We start from the raw sequence: 16,762 nt of genomic DNA, 5'->3' as shown, positions 1-16,762 counted from the left end.
GGTGCGCTATATGCCGGAATGTCAGTTGTTTATTGATAAAAAAACTAACACTACTGGTGCACTTTAACGGAATAAGTGGTATACTTTGTCGGAATAAGTGGTGCACTTTGTCGGAATTAATGGTATACTTTGATGGAATAAGTGGTGCACTTTAACGGATTCGTGGTGCAGTATAGAGTGGAATATCCATGATAACTTAAACGGTTTTACTGACACCATACGAACTGTTTTTCCTGAATCTAAAACACAAATCTGTGTAGTACATCAATTGTGAAGCAATCACGATTTCCAATAATAAATATAAAAGTATGAGTAATAAATATAAAAGTATGAGTAAAGTATACCAAAAATAAATTATCAATCCCTACCGACGTGGCTGTCATGAAATCCGTATATTTGGCTGTAAAAGAAGCAACTAAAAAATGGTCCATGCCAGTGAGGAACTGGGGAGTGATTATTGATCAATTCTTAATCCTATATCAAAAAAGGGTTAGACTCTAAAAAGTGGAACCTAACCCAAGCTTTATTTTTTAACTTACACACTTAGAGACAGTGCCTCATTAAAAATCAACATAAACTTCTTCACTAAGCGTAAGGTAGTTATTTAAATTTGCCGTTTCGATTAGTAATTTTTGTACCTGATTTCTTCCTTGAGTATAATTAATTTTCTCAATTAAACTCCAATAGAATTTATTATTATAAACAATCAGCTTTAAATCTTCAGTCGGAATTTTGAGATATTTCGTTCCTAGATCATAAATCTCACAAATAGTAGTTTGTTGGAAATGTTCGATATTTCCATGAGGAAAATTATCCGTTGTAATTATTCTCATAGTATTATCCAATGTGAATCCTACACAATACTTAACATTTTTGATTGGCTCAAAATAGTAATAAATGGAATATTTAGCAGAACAATGTTTCATATCTATTGAAGAGATACGGTGTTTAAAATCATCAATTCTATCCATAGAAACAATATCTAAACTATAGAATTTCAAATTATCCAAAAAATAATTAGTTGTTTTATTTAATATATGTTGTCTTACTATGGACTCCACATTCAAAAATTCCTCTTTTACTAAATCAATATTATTATGATTTAAAACATTTAGTTCAATTTCATTATTATGAGGAGTGAAAGAATATTGGAATGCGGGGCAAGGCAAAATAAAACGCACATTATCAAAAGTTCCAGTCAATAATTTAGCACCGCATTGGGAGTATGAAATATTGGAAAAAATAACGCCTATAAATAACAGTAAATATTTCATGGGAGTAGCATACATGGTTTAAGAGAAAGAGGGATTTACACGTTCTTCCTTATGTTTTATAATAGGAGTGTTCACTTTTTTGAATTGTGATGAGCAAGTAATTAAGAAAGTTTTAAAATATGATTGAAATCGTTTGATTCTATGTCAAATATACCATCTAATAATTGATTTTTCGACAAAAGAGAATTTTTAAATTTACCTCTAAAATCTCCATTTCGTCAATGCGATATTAACTACTGTGGATTATTGTTTTTAAAGACTTCCATTCATGTTCAATATTTTCCATAAGAATTGCGTTGTCAAACTTTATGGAACCTTTCGGAAATATACTTTGATCTTCAAAAAAGCTTGATTTTACATTAGTAACTTTGAGTGGTTTTACTTTCCATTCGTAAGTTTCTAATTTTAATCCGTCAAAGTTGTTTCCATTTGGAGAATAACCTATTGATCCTTTTTCGAAAAATAATGAAACATTTTCAATTGTTTGAAAAATCGAATTTTCGTCAAATTTTTCGGACAACTCTGCATCGATTTCTATTGTCGTATTGTCAGAACTTTTAAAATCTAAGTGATATTTATGGTTCTGCTCATTTACATTAAACTTTGCGAAAAAATGTTTGCCAGGAAAAATTCTTCCGCCAACAATTGCGTTAAGTTTTAGATTTGTATCTCGGCGTGGGATAAAAACGCCTTCTTTTATTTCGTCATTTTCTTTCCATTCCACGGCAATTCTGTGCGCTCCATTTTCAGAATTCACACCGATAAAACCAGGGAAACCTTTCGGTTTAACATTCTTTAAACGAATTAAACAAATTCCAACAATTGCTTTTCCATCAAACAATTTCGGTTTGAATGGTTTGGGTAAAATTTTCTCTACAACACTTGGCTCTGCAATATAGTTTACAAGAATTCTTCGTTCTATAATTCCGTGAATTATTGGGATTTTCATTTTATGCGTTTTACTGAGAAATCATTGTAGTTAACGTGCTTGGGCTTTGCGAAGTGGCGGGAATTCAAAGCAAGAGCTTCAATTCAGCGCTACTTAGAGCAAAGGCCAATTAATTGACTCAATTTAAGAAAAAAAGTCAATACAATTGGGTTTTGCGTGATAGAAAGCCGAAAATTTCTTGCGAAAAATAAACGTATATTTACTACAAAATTCGCAATCTTGCCAAACGCTTATTAGCTGATGTTTTTTATAAATTTCTTAAAGCCATCTTTGAAATTCTCTTCAAATAAGTTTATATCAAATACTCTTCTTTCATTTCCATTTTTTGACGAAAAGTTTGTTGCTTTAAAAAAATCACTATCCAAACCTTCTAATTTATTTTTATAAAAATTAGGAGAACAAACCCAAGTTTCACAATTTAAAATTATTAAATTAGATAGTTTTCTATAAACCCTTTTCAGCTTTTCTTTCATAAAACTATTTACAAATGGCTTTGCTACTTTTATATCATCTTTATGATAACCCATAATAAGAATAGATTTGTCTAAGTATGGAAAAAAGAAACGAATATTTCAACAAGTCTATCTTTGTCGGTACCAAATGTTTTTATGTGATTTAGGATTTCTTCTGATGTGTCATATGTAAATATAGAGTTTAAGCAAATTTCTTGCTTTGGAAATTCTCTATATTCAAAAACAAACGATTCAGTTTTGTTGTTTAAATCATTCCATAAACTATCTTCAAAGAATTTCAAATCTTGTAAAGCGATATCGCCTTGCTCAATAACTTTATTAATAAATATTTCATCTGAAATAGTTTCTGGATGATTTAAGATGCATTGATGTTGTTTCTTTATTACTAATTTGAGCCATAGTTCATTACATAAAGTTCTGAGAGCGAAAAGGGCGCGTGACTCATAATCGTCAAAATTAATTTCTCCTTGAGTTTCAATTTTTTGGAAAAGATTAGTATCATGCTCATTACAAAAACCCAAAAAAGTATAGATTTCGTTGATTCCAGTTTTTTTAAATAGAAAATACTCTTTTTTAAAATGATCTACATTGAATTCCCACAAATGTCTATCCTCACTTATTGAAGAGAGAATTCCATTTTTCTGTATTATATGCGAATTGATTGATTCTTTATCACAACCAGGAAATAAGCAAGTGTTCGTAGTTAAGCGAGCTTTTTTAGCACACTCAGTAAATATTTTTGCTAATTCTGGACGTTCTGTTCTCATAAAATATCAGCTAACATTGTTTTTTACGAAACAAAACTTGATATAGTTTCGTAAAGCAACACTTATATACGTATTTCGTTTAATTTTCAACTAATATAAGTAGTTTTTTGTAAATCAGATACTCGGTAAGTTCAAAACATTTAATACGGTAGTCAATACCATACAGCTAAACTATCAATCTATTTTAAACTATTTTGACAACAGAAGTACCAATGCTTCTGCAGAATCCTTTAATGCCAAAATCAAAGCTTTTAGAACTCAGTTTAGAGGCGTAAGAGATATAGAATTCTTCTTGTATAGATTGGTCACTATTTTTGCATAAACACAACATTTAGGATTGATCCCTTTTATACCTCCGCTTTGCTACGGTGTTCCCTATAGGGGAGAGCGGTTCATAAAAAAGACACCGTTACTTCGTAATGCTGTTTTTTTTGTTTTAAGCAAGCTTTTGGAAAGATTGGATTACCTCCGCTACGCTACGGTGTTCCCTTGTAGGGGAGGGCGGTTCATAAAAAAGACACCGTTACTTCGTAATGCTGTTTTTTTGTTTTAAGCAAGCTTTTGAAAAGATTGGATTACCTCCGCTACGCTACGGTGTTCCCTGTAGGGGAGGGCGGTTCATAAAAAAGACACCGTTACTGCGTAACGTTGCTTTTTGTTTTTCAAAAATGTTGTTTCGAGCGAGCTCGACAACATTTTTATAAAACAAAAAACCCGACTGAGGTCGGGTTTCTTTTTTTTGGCGGAGAAAGAGGGATTCGAACCCCCGGACCTGTTACAGTCAACAGTTTTCAAGACTGCCGCAATCGACCACTCTGCCATTTCTCCAGTGCATTTCATTGCTGTAATGCGAGTGCAAATATAGGTCTTTTTCTCAATTTCGCAAGCTTTGGGCGGAAGTTTTTTGGATTTTTTTTGTCGATAAATCCTAAGTTTTTCACAGTCAATGCGGTACGGGGGATGGGAAATCGCTGCGAACTGCGACAAATTGGAAGGGGAGAGCAGTTTGCTGTTTGTCGGGCTGCGATCTGGGGCTTAAGTCGGTTTTTAGCTGTTCTAAGCGCTTTTATAAAACAGATTAGTTCTTGTGTAACTGCGGCGTTTGCGTAGAGCAGTCCCGCTATAAAGGTCAAATTATGCCAAGCCGAAGGACTTGTTGGAGTGGAATGTTGGGAGGGCAGGGGAAAGGGGTGTGGGGTGCTATGGTATAGTGCAAAAAAAAGAACCCGCATAGCGGGCTCTTTATATTAAGTAAGATAAATCAGATTTGACAAACGTTTATTTTATTTTCGTGATGATCGCTGAAAAAGCTTCAGGGTGGTTCATAGCTAAATCGGCAAGAACTTTACGGTTCAATTCGATGTTGTTCGCTTTTACTTTACCCATGAATTGAGAATAGCTCATACCGTGAAGTCTAGCTCCAGCGTTAATACGCATAATCCACAATGCACGGAAGTTTCTCTTTTTTTGTTTTCTATCACGGTAAGCGTAAACCATGGCTTTTTCAACCGCGTTTTTAGCTACTGTCCAAACGTTTTTACGTCTTCCAAAGAAACCTTTGGCTTGCTTCAATATTCTTTTTCTTCGTGCTCTTGAAGCAACTGAATTTACTGATCTTGGCATATTTTAAATGTATTTTTGTAGTGGGCGGTTTTTTCAAACACTTTTAAAGTTTTCTTTGCGCCACTCCAGGGTTATTAAATGATGTTAACCGTAAAGAACGATTAGATTAATCTCAATTGTTCTTTAATGCTTTTCATATCCGATTTGTGAACCAAACCAGAGTGTGTTAAAGCTAATTTACGCTTTTTAGATTTTTTAGTCAAAATGTGACTTTTAAAAGCATGTTTTCTCTTAATCTTTCCAGAGCCAGTCACTTGAAAGCGTTTCTTGGCACTAGATTTAGTTTTCATTTTAGGCATTTTGTTCCTAGGTATTTGTGTTTATCTTACTTAATTATTTTGAAAACCCCTTGACGGGATTTTATTTTTTCTTTTTTGGAGCAATGAACATAGTCATTCTCTTTCCTTCTAGAATAGGCATGGATTCCACCTTTCCAAATTCTTCCAAATCTTGAGCTAATCGCAGCAAGAGAATCTGTCCTTGGTCTTTATAGATGATAGAACGTCCTTTAAAGAATACAAAGGCTTTTAATTTTGATCCTTCTTTAAGGAATTTAACGGCATTTTTCTTCTTAAATTCATAATCATGCTCATCGGTCTGCGGACCAAAACGTATCTCTTTTACCGTAATCTGTGTTGATTTGGCTTTAAGCATTTTGTCCCGTTTCTTTTGCTCATAAAGAAATTTTTTGTAATCTATAATCTTACAAACAGGAGGCGCTGCATTGGGTGAAATTTCAACCAAGTCCAATTCTTGTTGTTCAGCGATCTGCAATGCTTGAGACGTTTTGTAAACACCTAATTCAACATTATCTCCGACAAGTCGAACTTCAGGGACTCTAATTGCATTGTTAATACGATGCAAGTCTTTCTTTTCTACTCGGGGTTTCATCCCTCTATTATTTCTTATTGCTATGGCCTTATAATTTTAGTGCTTGTTTTGCAAGCTGGTTATACTTTATTTAAAACGGTTGAACAGAACGGTTTACTTCATCTTTTACAAGTTGAATAAATTCCTCTATTTTCATCGTCTGATTTGACTTTCCATCGTCTCCGTGTCTGCGAACAGAAACGGTACCATTTTTCTCTTCTTCTTCTCCCACAATCAGCATAAATGGGTACTTTTGAACTTCTGCTTCTCTAATCTTTCTACCGATTGTCTCATTTCGGTGATCGTTTAGGGCGCGAATTTCGTCATTTTCTAGCAAATCCAAAACTTTTTTGGCATATATTTCATATTTCTCACTCAAAGACAGTATGATAGCCTGATTGGGCATCAACCAAAGTGGGAAATTTCCTGCTGTATGCTCTAAAAGAATAGCGATAAAGCGCTCCATCGATCCAAAAGGTGCGCGGTGAATCATCACCGGACGGTGCAATTCATTATCCGATCCCTTGTATGTAAGGTCAAAGCGCTCGGGTAGGTTGTAATCGACCTGTATGGTACCCAATTGCCAGTTTCTGCCCAAGGCATCTTTTACCATAAAGTCCAACTTAGGTCCGTAAAACGCCGCTTCGCCGGTTTCTATCACGTAGTTAAGTCCTTTGTCCCTCGCTGCATTGATGATCGCTTGCTCGGCTTTTTCCCAGTTTTCCAAAGAACCGATATACTTGTCCGGGGTGTTTAAATCGCGAACCGATACTTGTGCGGTAAAGTTTTCAAAGCCCAATGAGCTAAAGACATACAATACCAAATCGATTACTTTTTTGAACTCCTCATCCAGTTGATCGGGGGTACAGAAAATATGGGCATCATCTTGAGTAAATCCTCTTACGCGAGTTAAACCGTGTAATTCTCCAGACTGCTCGTATCTGTAAACCGTTCCAAATTCGGCATAACGCTTGGGTAGGTCTTTGTAAGACCACGGTTTGGTATTGTAAATTTCACAGTGATGTGGGCAGTTCATCGGTTTTAACAAAAACTCTTCACCTTCTACAGGGGTGTGTATCGGTTGAAAGCTGTCTGCACCGTATTTGGCATAGTGGCCAGAGGTAACATACAATTCTTTTTGTCCGATATGTGGGGTAACCACCTGCTCATAGCCCGCTTTTTTCTGTGCTTTTCTTAAAAATTGTTCCAATCGATCGCGTAAAGCGGCCCCTTTAGGAAGCCATAACGGCAATCCTTGACCCACTTTTTGTGAAAAAGCAAACAACTCCAACTCCTTGCCTAATTTGCGGTGGTCTCTCTTTTTAGCCTCTTCTAAAAGGGCTAAGTACTCCGTAAGGTCTTTTTGCTTGGGAAATGAAATTCCGTAAACACGGGTTAGTTGTTTGTTTTTTTCATCGCCTCTCCAGTATGCTCCAGCGATGGAAAGTACTTTAAAGGCCTTGATGATTCCCGTATTGGGAATATGTCCTCCGCGACATAAATCGGTAAAGGTGTCGTGGTCACAGAACGTAATGGTTCCGTCCGCCAGATTTTCAATCAGCTCCACCTTATAAGGATTCTCGTCTTTTTTATAAAATTCCAGGGCTTCGGCCTTAGTCGAAGAACGCATGCTAAATGTGTGCTTTCCTCGAGCTATTTCGAGCACCTTGTCTTCAATTCGCTTAAAATCTGCATCGGTCACCTTGTTGTCGCCAAAATCCACGTCGTAGTAAAAGCCGTTTTCTATGGCGGGACCGATGGTTAATTTGATACCGGGATACAGCTCTAGTAAGGCTTGAGCCATTACGTGCGAAGTAGAGTGCCAAAAGGCTTTTTTACCCTCTACATCATTCCAGCTGTATAAAACTAAACTACCGTCGGTGGTCAGTGGTGTGGTCGTTTCGATGGTGGTACCATTGAAGTTTGCAGAAATGATATTTCTAGCTAAACCTTCGCTTATACTTTGTGCAACATCAAAAGGAGTGCTACCCGAAGAAAACTCCTTCACTGAACCGTCTGGTAATGTAATTTTTATCATAATTAACTTTAAAATAATATAAGCTGCAAATATACGGTTTTTACTCTAGCTGTACAACTTTATAAGGCGGCAAGATGGTCGATTTGACCCTAAATGGATGTTTTTTTCTTCTTTGTGCGACTGCGGTATTTGTTTTTCTAAAAGAAAACTTAAAAAAATGGCGAATTTTGCCGCCGTTCTGTTTTTAAATTGTTATTTTACGTTTTAATTTTATGGGGTTTTGAACGATTTTTCTATTGTTATTTACGACGATTCTCATTTTGATTTATGGAACGATTTCGTGGCAACTGCGGCGAATAGTACTTTTTTGTTTGACAGAAATTTCATGGATTACCATCGGGAGCGCTTTGACGATTTCTCTTTGATGATTTTTGATAATAATTCGTTAATAGCCGTGTTGCCGGCCCATCGAACGGGAGCGGAGTTGCGCTCGCATTCCGGACTGACCTACGGCGGTTTGTGCGTAGGACCGAAGACCGATATCATGCAGCATCGCCTGTATTGGCAGGCGCTTTTGAGCTTTCTAAAGAAGCGTCAAATAGACCGTTTGACAGTCAAGGTATTGCCGGTGTTCTACGCTTGCGAATGGGTCAATCAGTTTCGGTATCTCGCATTTCAGCTCGGCGGTGTTTTAAGCAGCAGTGAATTGAATTTGTGCGTCGATTACAACGACTATGCGATTTCAAAGAGCAAGTTAAAACACGATCGCAAGAGCGGGAAATACCCGTTGCAAATTGTGGAAGACGACGACTTGAGTGCTTTTTGGCAATCGGTTCTCGTACCTCTATTGCAGGAGCGCTACCAGACCAAACCGGTGCACAGCTTGGAAGAAATTTCAAAACTTCAAAGGGCATTTCCCAATAAAATTAGACAGTTTTCCGTTTATTATCAATCGGAAATCGTGGCTGGAATCACGGTGTTTGAGTTCGAAGCTGGGGTGAAATCGCAATACGGCGCAGCCACTTCTTTGGGCAAGGAACTCCGCGCTTTGGACCACCTTTTTATTTATTTAATCCAAAAGTATGGAGCTGCCGGAAAGCGGTTTTTCGATATGGGCGTGGTTTCGGATTCTTCGGATTTGGGGTTTAATGCCGGTTTGCTGCAACAAAAGCGGGAGTTGGGTTGCACGACCTATTTACAAGATATAATTGAGTTTGAGTTATGATGATACCGTTTTTGAATTTACAAAAAATCAATCAACCCTATGAAGCGGCGTTTGCCGAAAAGACCAAAAAGCTTTTCGATAAGGGCTGGTTTATCCTGGGCGATGAAGTTATGCAGTTTGAACACGATTTTGCGCGGTTTTGCCGCGTGCCTTTTTGCATAGGCGTTGGCAATGGTCTCGATGCGCTGATTTTGATTTTTAAGGCGTATATCGCCTTGGGAAAATTGCAGAAAGGCGACGAGGTGTTGGTTCCTGCAAATACCTATATCGCCAGTATACTCGCTGTGATTCACAACGATTTGGTACCGGTTTTAGTCGAGCCCGATTTGGATTCCTATAATTTATCCGTGGCCTCCTTAGAGGAGAAAATCACGGACAAGACCAAAGCCATACTGATGGTGCACCTCTATGGGCAGATGTCGGAGGCCGAAGATATGTTGCGCTTTGCTCGGGAGCGACAACTGTTGCTGATCGAAGATGCAGCACAGGCACACGGTGCGGTTTCCGGCGACTATATAGCCGGTTCCCTGGGAGATGCTGCGGGCTTTAGTTTTTATCCCGGCAAAAATCTCGGTGCCTTGGGCGATGCCGGAGCGGTGACCACCCACGATGCGCTCTTGGCAGAAAAAATACGCATTTTAAGAAATTACGGTTCGGAAATCAAATACCAAAATAAATTGCTGGGATTCAATTCGCGTTTGGATGAGATTCAGGCGGCGTTTTTAAATATAAGGTTGCCTTATTTACAAGAGGACAACCACCTCAGACAAATTGTTGCCCACCGTTTTTTAACGGAGATCACCAATTTTAAAGTTACCCTGCCCAAGGTAGAAAATAGAGCGGCACACGTTTTTCACCTCTTTGTGGTGCGCGTAGCCGACCGAATTGATTTTCAGGCGTTTTTGTTGAAAAACGACATTCAAACCCTGATCCATTATCCCATTCCCCCACACCATCAAAAGGCGATGACCGCTTTTCGCAAGCTCGTTTTACCCGTGACGGAGTTGATTCATCAAGAGGTGGTGAGCCTGCCGATGAGCCCCGTATTAACCGAAGAGGAAGTCAGTCGTATCATCGACGTAGTAAATAGGTATTAGCCGTTGGATTCTTTAAGAAAAATAATGCGCAGCAAGCTTTTTCAAGTGAGCTTTTGGAATAACGTCAATATGTGTATTCGACTGTTGACCGGGATTACTACGGCCAAGCTTATCGCTATTTATGTCGGACCTGGCGGTATGGCCTTAATGGGGAATTTTAGAAATTTCTTGGCCTCTCTAGAATCGGTTTCCACGTTGGGCTTTCAAAACGGCATTGTAAAATACGTCTCCGAATACCGCAAAGACGGGGATAAACGCGCGCAGTTTGTCGCGGTATTGGTCGTGGCTATTGCCCTCTTTTCACTGCTTATCAGCGCGTTAGCCTTTGGGTTTAGGGCCGCTTTAAGCGACTATATCTTCGACAAAACTTTTTCACTGGAGTTTTTGTTTATCGTATTGGCCTTTGCCTTTCCCTTTCAGGCATTTAGCGTAGTTTTTGTTTCGATTATCAACGGTTTAGAGCGATTTAAACAGCTGATGTTTATTCATATCGTCGGCAATCTTTTGGCTTTTGGCGTTACGGCGGTTCTCGTGTATTATTGGACGCTAAACGGAGCCTTGCTGGCCTTGGTTTTAGGGCCTGCTGTGGTGGGTATAATCGCGTTTTTTGCCGTGTTAAGAGACTTGTGGCCCATGTTGAAAGCGGGTTTTGAAAAACTGGACTTCAGCCTGCTGCGGCCGCTGTTTTCGTTTTCGCTTATGGCGCTGTTTTCGGGTACGGTCGGACCTGCTGTGCTCTTCGTTATCCGGAATTACCTCATGGACAATCTCGGAATCGTTGCCGGGGGGTACTGGGAGGCGGTCAATCGGATCGCGGGTTTCTATATGATGTTTATAACAACTTTGGTCGCGGTTTACTTTTTGCCCAAGTTGGCGGCAGCAGAGAACAGTCGCGAGTTACGCCACGAAATACGAAAATACTTACAGTGGATACTTCCCGTCTTTGGCTTGGGCTTATTGATTGTTTATCAATGGCGGGAGCTGTTGATCAGCCTGTTGATGACCGATCGTTTTTTGCCGGTTTCGGACATTTTGGCCTGGCAGTTAATCGGCGATTTCTTGAAGGCCGCTTCCCTGATTTTCGGCATTATGTTCTACGCAAAACGCGTGGTCTTGGCATATTTGGTTACGGAGGGCTTGTCCTTTGTGGTCTTGTGGGGGTCTAGCGTTTACTTAATCGATCATTACGGTTTAGTCGGGGCAACGATGGCACATGCGGTAACCTATTTGTTTTACTTGATCATGCTCTTGTTGTATTTTAGAAAAAAAATTTAGGTTTTACGAAGCCTGTAGAGCCGAATTTAATTTTTCGTAAAAAACACTTGTTTGGTCTTGGTATAGCCTTTATATTGTACTGTTAAAATATTTGTTAAATAGATGTAGTTTATGAATTTTCAAATTATAGATCTTCCCAAAATAGTAGACCCTAGGGGTAACTTGGCGGTAATCGAAAAAGACACCATTCCCTTTGCAATCGAAAGGGTATATTACCTTTACGATGTGCCATCTGGTGCGGAAAGAGGCGGGCATGCACACATTGCGCAGCGGGCTTTTTTAGTTGCGCTTTCGGGCAGTTTTGACGTGTTGCTTCACGATGGAGTAGAAGAGCAGCTCGTGACCTTAAACCGGCCGAACAAGGGCTTGTTGATACCGACAGGAATATGGCGAGAGTTAAAAAACTTTTCTTCGGGTTCCGTTTGCTTGGTCGTTTCTTCAGGAGTGTTTGACGAGGCGGATTACATACGCGATTTTAAAGAATTCACCGAATCAAAAAAATAGCCAAGTGTAATATAGGCCTAGTAAAATAGATGAAATCATGATTTTATAGCTCTAATGCGGTTAAAACTGCTGTTTTTATTGTTGTTTACGGATTAAAATCTTAAATTTGGAATAATACAAGGAGTATTTGAGAATTTTAATTAAAACATTTGGTATGGCTACAGAGTTAATTAAAGCAAAAGAACTTTATAAAATAGACCCGGTCTTCGGGCAAATGTCTTTCGACGACCACGAGGAAATCGTTTTTTGTTTCGATAAGGATACGGGATTAAAAGCTATAATAGGTGTTCACAATACGGTATTGGGTCCGGCCTTGGGCGGAACTCGAATCTGGAATTACGACAACGAATGGGAGGCCTTAAACGACGTATTGCGATTGTCTCGCGGAATGACCTACAAATCGGCTATAACCGGTTTAAATCTCGGCGGTGGAAAAGCGGTGATTATCGGCGATTCCAAACGCGACAAAACCCCGGAGATGATCAAGAAATTTGGCGAGTATGTTCACTCTCTAAGCGGTAAGTACATCACGGCAGAAGACGTGGGGTCTACCACTCAAGACATGGATATCATTCGCGATGTAACACCTTATGTCACCGGTATATCCGAATCTCGAGGCGGCTCAGGAAACCCTTCTCCAGTAACGGCTTACGGTGTTTTTATGGGGCTCAAAGCCGCGGTAAAGCACCAATTTGGATCGGATGCCCTTCAGGGCAAACGCGTTTTGGTGCAGGGTATTGGACATGTGGGGGAAACCCTGGTCGACTACCTGACCAAAGAGGGCGCTGTGGTTCAGATTACCGATATCAACGAAGCCAAACTTCAAGAAGTCAGCAAGAAGTACGGGGCGAAGATTTTTTCAGGACCCGATTTGTACAGCGCAGATGTGGATATTTATTCGCCTTGTGCACTGGGCGCTACACTAAACGACGATACCGTCAACAAAATAAAAGCGAAAGTCATTGCCGGAGCAGCCAATAATCAGTTGGCCAATGATAAGGTACACGGACAAATTTTGAAGGATAGAGGAATTTCTTATGCCCCGGATTTCTTGATCAATGCCGGTGGAATTATCAATGTATATGGCGAAATTGTCGGTTATGGAAAAGAAGAAGCGATGAAACGCACCGAAAACATCTACCACACCACCTTGGAAATCTTTTTAAATGCAGAGAAAAACAATACTACTCCACAACAAGCAGCGATGAAAATGGCGCAAGACCGCATCGACGCGAAAAAAAGAGAATAAACCCAAATCGTTAGTGAGCTAGTTATAAAAAAAGCAATATCGACAGGTATTGCTTTTTTTATGGCTAGTAAAGAGGTCAAACGCGAGGGAGAAGGGTATAAACGGATTGGTAAAAGCAAGTAGAGTTGATCATTTACGCCAATTCAGTGAAATCTTTTTACTGTTGTTATTTATGACAAACAAGGGGGCTGGCTGGTGATATTTGTAAAAACAAACTTTTTTTCACGGTGCTTTTATGTTTATTTTGTCGTTTATTTGAAAGAGTGCTTTACAAAACGTTAAAAATTTAAAAGTCCGACGGAATATCGGTAGAAATATTTGATTATGAATACTAGAATTGCGGTACTTATACCCTGTTATAACGAGGAAAAGACCATTGAGCGCGTCATCGCTGATTTTCAGACAGTCCTTCCTGAGGCGCGCATTTATGTGTGTGATAATAATTCCAATGATTTAACCGTTGAAAGGGCAGAGAAAGCAGGTGCTCGTGTATTGTTTGAGTCCGCTCAGGGAAAAGGTCATGCCATGCTAAGGCTTTTCAATAGTATCGATGCGGATATTTACGTTTTAGTAGACGGCGACGATACCTACCCGGCGCAACAAGCACCCGGATTAATCGCTGCGTTAAAAGAGAAAAATGCACAGATGGTGGTCGGCGACCGTTTGTCCAATAATACCTATAAATTACAGAATAAACGAAAATTTCACAATCTGGGAAATTCGTTGATGAACCGCTTGATCAATACTTTTTTTAAATCGAATATCAAGGATATTTTAAGTGGATACCGCGTTTTTGATAAGGGGTTTGTCCATAATTATGCCTCCTTTGCTAAGGGCTTTGAAATCGAAACCGATTTGACTTTATTTGCCTTAAATTACGGACTGCCCGTATATGAGGTGCCCATTGATTATCGGAACCGACCAGAGGGGAGTTTTTCTAAATTAAACACTTTTAGTGACGGATTTCGACTGATTTTTACTTTTTTCAACCTGTATAGGCTGTATAAACCCTTATCTTTTTTCTCGTTAGTGGCTTTGTTTTTGTTTTTGACGGGCTGTTTCTTAGGCGCTTTTCCCATTTACGAATACATGGAATTTCAATATGTCTATAAAGTACCTACGGCTGTATTGGCTTTGGGGTTAATCTTGATGGCCGCTTTGCTGCTTTGCTGCGGACTGATATTGGACTTAATCACCAATATCGATCGGAAAAATATGAAGATAAAAATGAAAAAATATGTGGTTAAGTATCAGTAAAGGCGTTTTTTTATTCGGTGTTTTTATATTGCTAACCGCCGTTTTTAATTCTAATTTTTTCGGGCGTTTAGACGATCCGCATAAAAACTTCCAACGAGATTCGGAATCGTTAATCATAGGGCGATTAGCCCTATCGGAACGCGAGGGTGTCTTTTCGCAAAGCGGGTTGCCCGGTTGGTACGAAAGTTTTTTAGTCGATCAATATGTCATTTATCTAGACGGCGGTTTTGCCGATAAGGATTTGTATAATACCTACAACAGTCAAAATGGAGGGCAGGGGATGCTTTTTTCCGTTTTAGACAAGCTTTCTCCCTATTCCAAGGAGTCCAATCTCAAGGGGTTTTATATGTTAACCGCGGCTTTACTAGCCGCTTTTATGACCGCATTCCTATATTGGGTCAGAACTAATTTTGGTATACTGGCTGTTTTGACGACACTGCTTTTAATCCTATGGTCGGATTGGATCGTTATTTTTGGCAAAAACCTTTGGTGGAGTTTATGGTCGTTTTACCTGCCTTTTATCTTTTTTCTATTGCTGTTAAATCGCGAAGTTCGGCGTTTTAAAAAGCAGGTTATTCAATCCAAGGCCTTCTTTTTAGGTGCATTTGCGGTTCTTTTTATCAAGTGTTTTATCACGGGTTACGAGTATATAACAACTACTTTACTCATGGCTATCACGCCCTTAGTTTATTACGGTATACAGGAGAGGTGGTCGATTAGAGTATTGGTCACTAGAACGCTTTGGACATCTCTGGGTTTTTTGGCTGCCCTAGTAAGCAGTGTACTGCTTTTGATTTTTCAACTGTCGGGAAAGAAAAATTTAGAAGCAGCAAACGGTGTGGATTATCTGATCCAAACGTTTTTAAGGAGAACCCATGCCAGTTCGGATCGTTTTTCGGAAGCGTATACGGAATCTTTGGAAGCGACTGTTACGGTGGTATTGGATAAATATTTAGCCGGGGAGGCTTTTGTTTTTAAAATGACAAACGGTGTTTTTACGGTGGCATTCAAAGAGGTGATTTTCGTTTTTATGGCGTTTACATTGGTGTTTATTGGCTTAAAATGGACTCAATCTTTGAGTGAACAACAGTGGAGAAGGGGACTGGCCTTGGCGATTGCGATGTGGTTTTCCATTTTGGCCCCGCTGTCGTGGTTGGTGATTTTTAAGAGCCATTCGTATATACATATCCACATGAATTTCATAGTGTGGTATATGCCGTTTATGTTATTGGGATTCGTCTGGATAGGTTACGTGCTGTCTTGTGCATGTAGCGGCCTTTTTAAACGGAGCAGTATAGCAATCCGCTACTGGAACGGAGGCTAATGCGGGCGATTTTGCAAGTGTACCCGAGTTTTTAACAACAGGTGTTTGAGGAACAAGCGGTAGTCGTGTCTCTTTAAGCTGCAAGTGATTTCATAGTGTATGCGACATAATAGCGCCCGATCTTCGGCTTTGATTTGATTGAGTTCAAGGGTCTTGCTTAGTATGAGATAAGTCGATTGGTTTACTCGTTTTGCAAAAGCGTTGTTTTTGACAAAATGACTCCCCAGCGAATGCTCCAATTGGCGTTTTTTGACCCAAACCTGATCGCTAAAATATATTTCGTATCGGCGAGAGGCGCGTATCCAATAGTCTAAATCTTCGTAAGCCAAGGCTTCGTCATAACCGTTTAAGGAGTCGAATATCTTTCTGTTGTACAAGGCCGATACCGAACACATTGAAGCGCCGCCTGCAACGACATCGGTGTAGATATCGCCGGACTTTCGCTGTTGCAGAACCTGTTCTTTTTCATTGACTGGAAAGTAATAAGAAAGCACACGTCCCACTTCATCGATGTTGATAGCATTGCCATAAACCAACGCCGTACTCGCGGTAGGTGCCTGAAGCATGCTGTTCACTTGAGCCGCCACGGTGTGTTCAAACAGCAAATCGTCACAGGCTAAATCGATGAGAAACTCGCCCTGAGCTGCTTGGACCGCCAAATTAAAACTCTTGGTGTTTCCCAAGTTTCTGGGATTCTTAATAAATGTGATGTTTGGGTTTTTTATTAACCAATCTTCGATTACTTTTACGGAGTTGTCTGTGCTGAAATCGTCGACGATTACGATCTCAATATTTTGATAACTTTGCGCTAAAACAGAATTGAGGGTTTCTACCACATAATCTTGATGATTGTAGCATAGACAAATAACAGTAACGAGGGGTAGGTTTTGCATAGGG

General features: G+C 39.4%; 17 protein-coding genes, 1 tRNA gene and 1 pseudogene. 9 read left to right on the top strand and 10 right to left on the bottom strand.

Going from position 1 to position 16,762, the window contains the following annotated elements:
* Positions 1-190 precede the first annotated feature (190 nt).
* Positions 191-501: pseudogene (locus tag ACQZ43_RS14390) on the top strand (IS256 family transposase); the annotation flags it as partial.
* A gap of 59 nt (positions 502-560) precedes the next feature.
* Here ACQZ43_RS14390 and ACQZ43_RS14385 read toward each other — a convergent pair.
* From ACQZ43_RS14385 to ACQZ43_RS14370, 4 genes are all read right to left on the bottom strand, one after another.
* Positions 561-1,274 (bottom strand): hypothetical protein, encoded by a 714-nt coding sequence (locus tag ACQZ43_RS14385; RefSeq protein ID WP_430613384.1) that lies wholly within the window; start codon positions 1,272-1,274, stop codon positions 561-563.
* Positions 1,275-1,503: 229 nt separating this feature from the next.
* On the bottom strand, positions 1,504-2,223 hold the full coding sequence (locus ACQZ43_RS14380) for a DUF2071 domain-containing protein (protein ID WP_430613383.1): 720 nt from the start codon (positions 2,221-2,223) through the stop codon (positions 1,504-1,506).
* 233 nt (positions 2,224-2,456) lie between these two features.
* Positions 2,457-2,750 carry a hypothetical protein gene (locus ACQZ43_RS14375; RefSeq protein ID WP_430613381.1) on the bottom strand — a complete coding sequence of 98 codons (294 nt, stop codon included), beginning with the start codon at positions 2,748-2,750 and terminating at the stop codon, positions 2,457-2,459.
* 17 nt (positions 2,751-2,767) lie between these two features.
* On the bottom strand, positions 2,768-3,463 hold the full coding sequence (locus ACQZ43_RS14370; RefSeq protein ID WP_430613380.1) for a hypothetical protein: 696 nt from the start codon (positions 3,461-3,463) through the stop codon (positions 2,768-2,770).
* A gap of 118 nt (positions 3,464-3,581) precedes the next feature.
* On the opposite strand from ACQZ43_RS14370, the gene ACQZ43_RS14365 reads away from it, so the two are divergent.
* Complete coding sequence (locus ACQZ43_RS14365; RefSeq protein ID WP_430615688.1) at positions 3,582-3,785, top strand: transposase; 204 nt, start codon at positions 3,582-3,584, stop codon at positions 3,783-3,785.
* A 418-nt stretch (positions 3,786-4,203) separates the two neighbouring features.
* Here the strand turns inward: ACQZ43_RS14365 and ACQZ43_RS14360 are convergent.
* The 5 genes from ACQZ43_RS14360 to thrS all read right to left on the bottom strand — a co-directional run bounded on the left by ACQZ43_RS14360 (position 4,204) and on the right by thrS (position 7,994).
* Positions 4,204-4,291, bottom strand: a tRNA-Ser gene (locus ACQZ43_RS14360).
* Between the two features lie 450 nt (positions 4,292-4,741).
* Positions 4,742-5,086 carry a 50S ribosomal protein L20 gene (rplT, locus tag ACQZ43_RS14355; protein WP_430613379.1) on the bottom strand — a complete coding sequence of 115 codons (345 nt, stop codon included), beginning with the start codon at positions 5,084-5,086 and terminating at the stop codon, positions 4,742-4,744.
* Between the two features lie 101 nt (positions 5,087-5,187).
* Positions 5,188-5,385, bottom strand: coding sequence for a 50S ribosomal protein L35 (gene rpmI / locus ACQZ43_RS14350; protein ID WP_430613378.1), 198 nt, complete (start codon positions 5,383-5,385; stop codon positions 5,188-5,190).
* Between the two features lie 61 nt (positions 5,386-5,446).
* On the bottom strand, positions 5,447-5,977 hold the full coding sequence (gene infC / locus ACQZ43_RS14345) for a translation initiation factor IF-3 (RefSeq protein WP_430613377.1): 531 nt from the start codon (positions 5,975-5,977) through the stop codon (positions 5,447-5,449).
* Positions 5,978-6,047: 70 nt separating this feature from the next.
* Entirely contained in the window at positions 6,048-7,994 is a 1,947-nt protein-coding gene (gene thrS, locus ACQZ43_RS14340; RefSeq protein WP_430613376.1) for a threonine--tRNA ligase, read from the bottom strand.
* Positions 7,995-8,214: 220 nt separating this feature from the next.
* Between thrS and ACQZ43_RS14335 the strand changes: the two genes are divergently transcribed.
* The 7 genes from ACQZ43_RS14335 to ACQZ43_RS14305 all read left to right on the top strand — a co-directional run bounded on the left by ACQZ43_RS14335 (position 8,215) and on the right by ACQZ43_RS14305 (position 15,865).
* On the top strand, positions 8,215-9,159 hold the full coding sequence (locus ACQZ43_RS14335) for a FemAB family protein (RefSeq protein ID WP_430613375.1): 945 nt from the start codon (positions 8,215-8,217) through the stop codon (positions 9,157-9,159).
* Positions 9,156-10,256: a DegT/DnrJ/EryC1/StrS family aminotransferase gene (locus tag ACQZ43_RS14330; RefSeq protein WP_430613374.1), complete on the top strand. Its 1,101-nt coding sequence runs from the start codon at positions 9,156-9,158 to the stop codon at positions 10,254-10,256. The genes ACQZ43_RS14335 and ACQZ43_RS14330 overlap by 4 nt, the downstream gene beginning before the upstream one ends.
* 24 nt (positions 10,257-10,280) lie before the next feature.
* Entirely contained in the window at positions 10,281-11,531 is a 1,251-nt protein-coding gene (locus tag ACQZ43_RS14325) for an O-antigen translocase (RefSeq protein WP_430613373.1), read from the top strand.
* 111 nt (positions 11,532-11,642) lie between these two features.
* A complete protein-coding gene (locus ACQZ43_RS14320) occupies positions 11,643-12,035 on the top strand; it encodes a sugar 3,4-ketoisomerase (RefSeq protein WP_430613372.1) in 393 nt (130 codons plus the stop codon).
* Between the two features lie 154 nt (positions 12,036-12,189).
* A complete protein-coding gene (locus ACQZ43_RS14315) occupies positions 12,190-13,284 on the top strand; it encodes a Glu/Leu/Phe/Val family dehydrogenase (RefSeq protein ID WP_430613371.1) in 1,095 nt (364 codons plus the stop codon).
* Between the two features lie 324 nt (positions 13,285-13,608).
* Positions 13,609-14,541, top strand: coding sequence for a glycosyltransferase family 2 protein (locus ACQZ43_RS14310; protein WP_430613370.1), 933 nt, complete (start codon positions 13,609-13,611; stop codon positions 14,539-14,541).
* Positions 14,522-15,865, top strand: a complete 1,344-nt coding sequence (locus tag ACQZ43_RS14305) for a hypothetical protein (RefSeq protein ID WP_430613369.1) — start codon at positions 14,522-14,524, stop codon at positions 15,863-15,865. The genes ACQZ43_RS14310 and ACQZ43_RS14305 overlap by 20 nt, the downstream gene beginning before the upstream one ends.
* On the opposite strand, the gene ACQZ43_RS14300 is transcribed toward ACQZ43_RS14305, so the two are convergent.
* Positions 15,862-16,758: a glycosyltransferase family 2 protein gene (locus ACQZ43_RS14300; RefSeq protein WP_430613368.1), complete on the bottom strand. Its 897-nt coding sequence runs from the start codon at positions 16,756-16,758 to the stop codon at positions 15,862-15,864. The genes ACQZ43_RS14305 and ACQZ43_RS14300 overlap by 4 nt on opposite strands.
* Between the last annotated feature and the right edge of the window lie 4 nt (positions 16,759-16,762).

It is taken from the genome of Flavobacterium sp. JP2137 (genome assembly GCF_050562195.1).
GTDB lineage: Bacteria > Bacteroidota > Bacteroidia > Flavobacteriales > Flavobacteriaceae > Flavobacterium.
The sequence above is the reverse complement of the archived record's forward strand: the minus strand, read 5'-3'. Positions and strand labels throughout refer to the sequence as shown.

Bases quoted from the DNA above. Each gene is read 5' to 3' on its own strand.
- ACQZ43_RS14370 (WP_430613380.1), bottom strand. From the start codon at position 3,463: ATGAGAACAGAACGTCCAGAATTAGCAAAAATATTTACTGAGTGTGCT.
- infC (WP_430613377.1), bottom strand. From the start codon at position 5,977: ATGAAACCCCGAGTAGAAAAGAAAGACTTGCATCGTATTAACAATGCA.
- rplT (WP_430613379.1), bottom strand. From the start codon at position 5,086: ATGCCAAGATCAGTAAATTCAGTTGCTTCAAGAGCACGAAGAAAAAGA.
- thrS (WP_430613376.1), bottom strand. From the start codon at position 7,994: ATGATAAAAATTACATTACCAGACGGTTCAGTGAAGGAGTTTTCTTCG.
- ACQZ43_RS14325 (WP_430613373.1), top strand. From the start codon at position 10,281: ATGCGCAGCAAGCTTTTTCAAGTGAGCTTTTGGAATAACGTCAATATG.
- ACQZ43_RS14305 (WP_430613369.1), top strand. From the start codon at position 14,522: ATGTGGTTAAGTATCAGTAAAGGCGTTTTTTTATTCGGTGTTTTTATA.
- ACQZ43_RS14385 (WP_430613384.1), bottom strand. From the start codon at position 1,274: ATGAAATATTTACTGTTATTTATAGGCGTTATTTTTTCCAATATTTCA.
- ACQZ43_RS14380 (WP_430613383.1), bottom strand. From the start codon at position 2,223: ATGAAAATCCCAATAATTCACGGAATTATAGAACGAAGAATTCTTGTA.
- rpmI (WP_430613378.1), bottom strand. From the start codon at position 5,385: ATGCCTAAAATGAAAACTAAATCTAGTGCCAAGAAACGCTTTCAAGTG.
- ACQZ43_RS14375 (WP_430613381.1), bottom strand. From the start codon at position 2,750: ATGGGTTATCATAAAGATGATATAAAAGTAGCAAAGCCATTTGTAAAT.
- ACQZ43_RS14310 (WP_430613370.1), top strand. From the start codon at position 13,609: ATGAATACTAGAATTGCGGTACTTATACCCTGTTATAACGAGGAAAAG.
- ACQZ43_RS14320 (WP_430613372.1), top strand. From the start codon at position 11,643: ATGAATTTTCAAATTATAGATCTTCCCAAAATAGTAGACCCTAGGGGT.
- ACQZ43_RS14300 (WP_430613368.1), bottom strand. From the start codon at position 16,758: ATGCAAAACCTACCCCTCGTTACTGTTATTTGTCTATGCTACAATCAT.
- ACQZ43_RS14315 (WP_430613371.1), top strand. From the start codon at position 12,190: ATGGCTACAGAGTTAATTAAAGCAAAAGAACTTTATAAAATAGACCCG.
- ACQZ43_RS14330 (WP_430613374.1), top strand. From the start codon at position 9,156: ATGATGATACCGTTTTTGAATTTACAAAAAATCAATCAACCCTATGAA.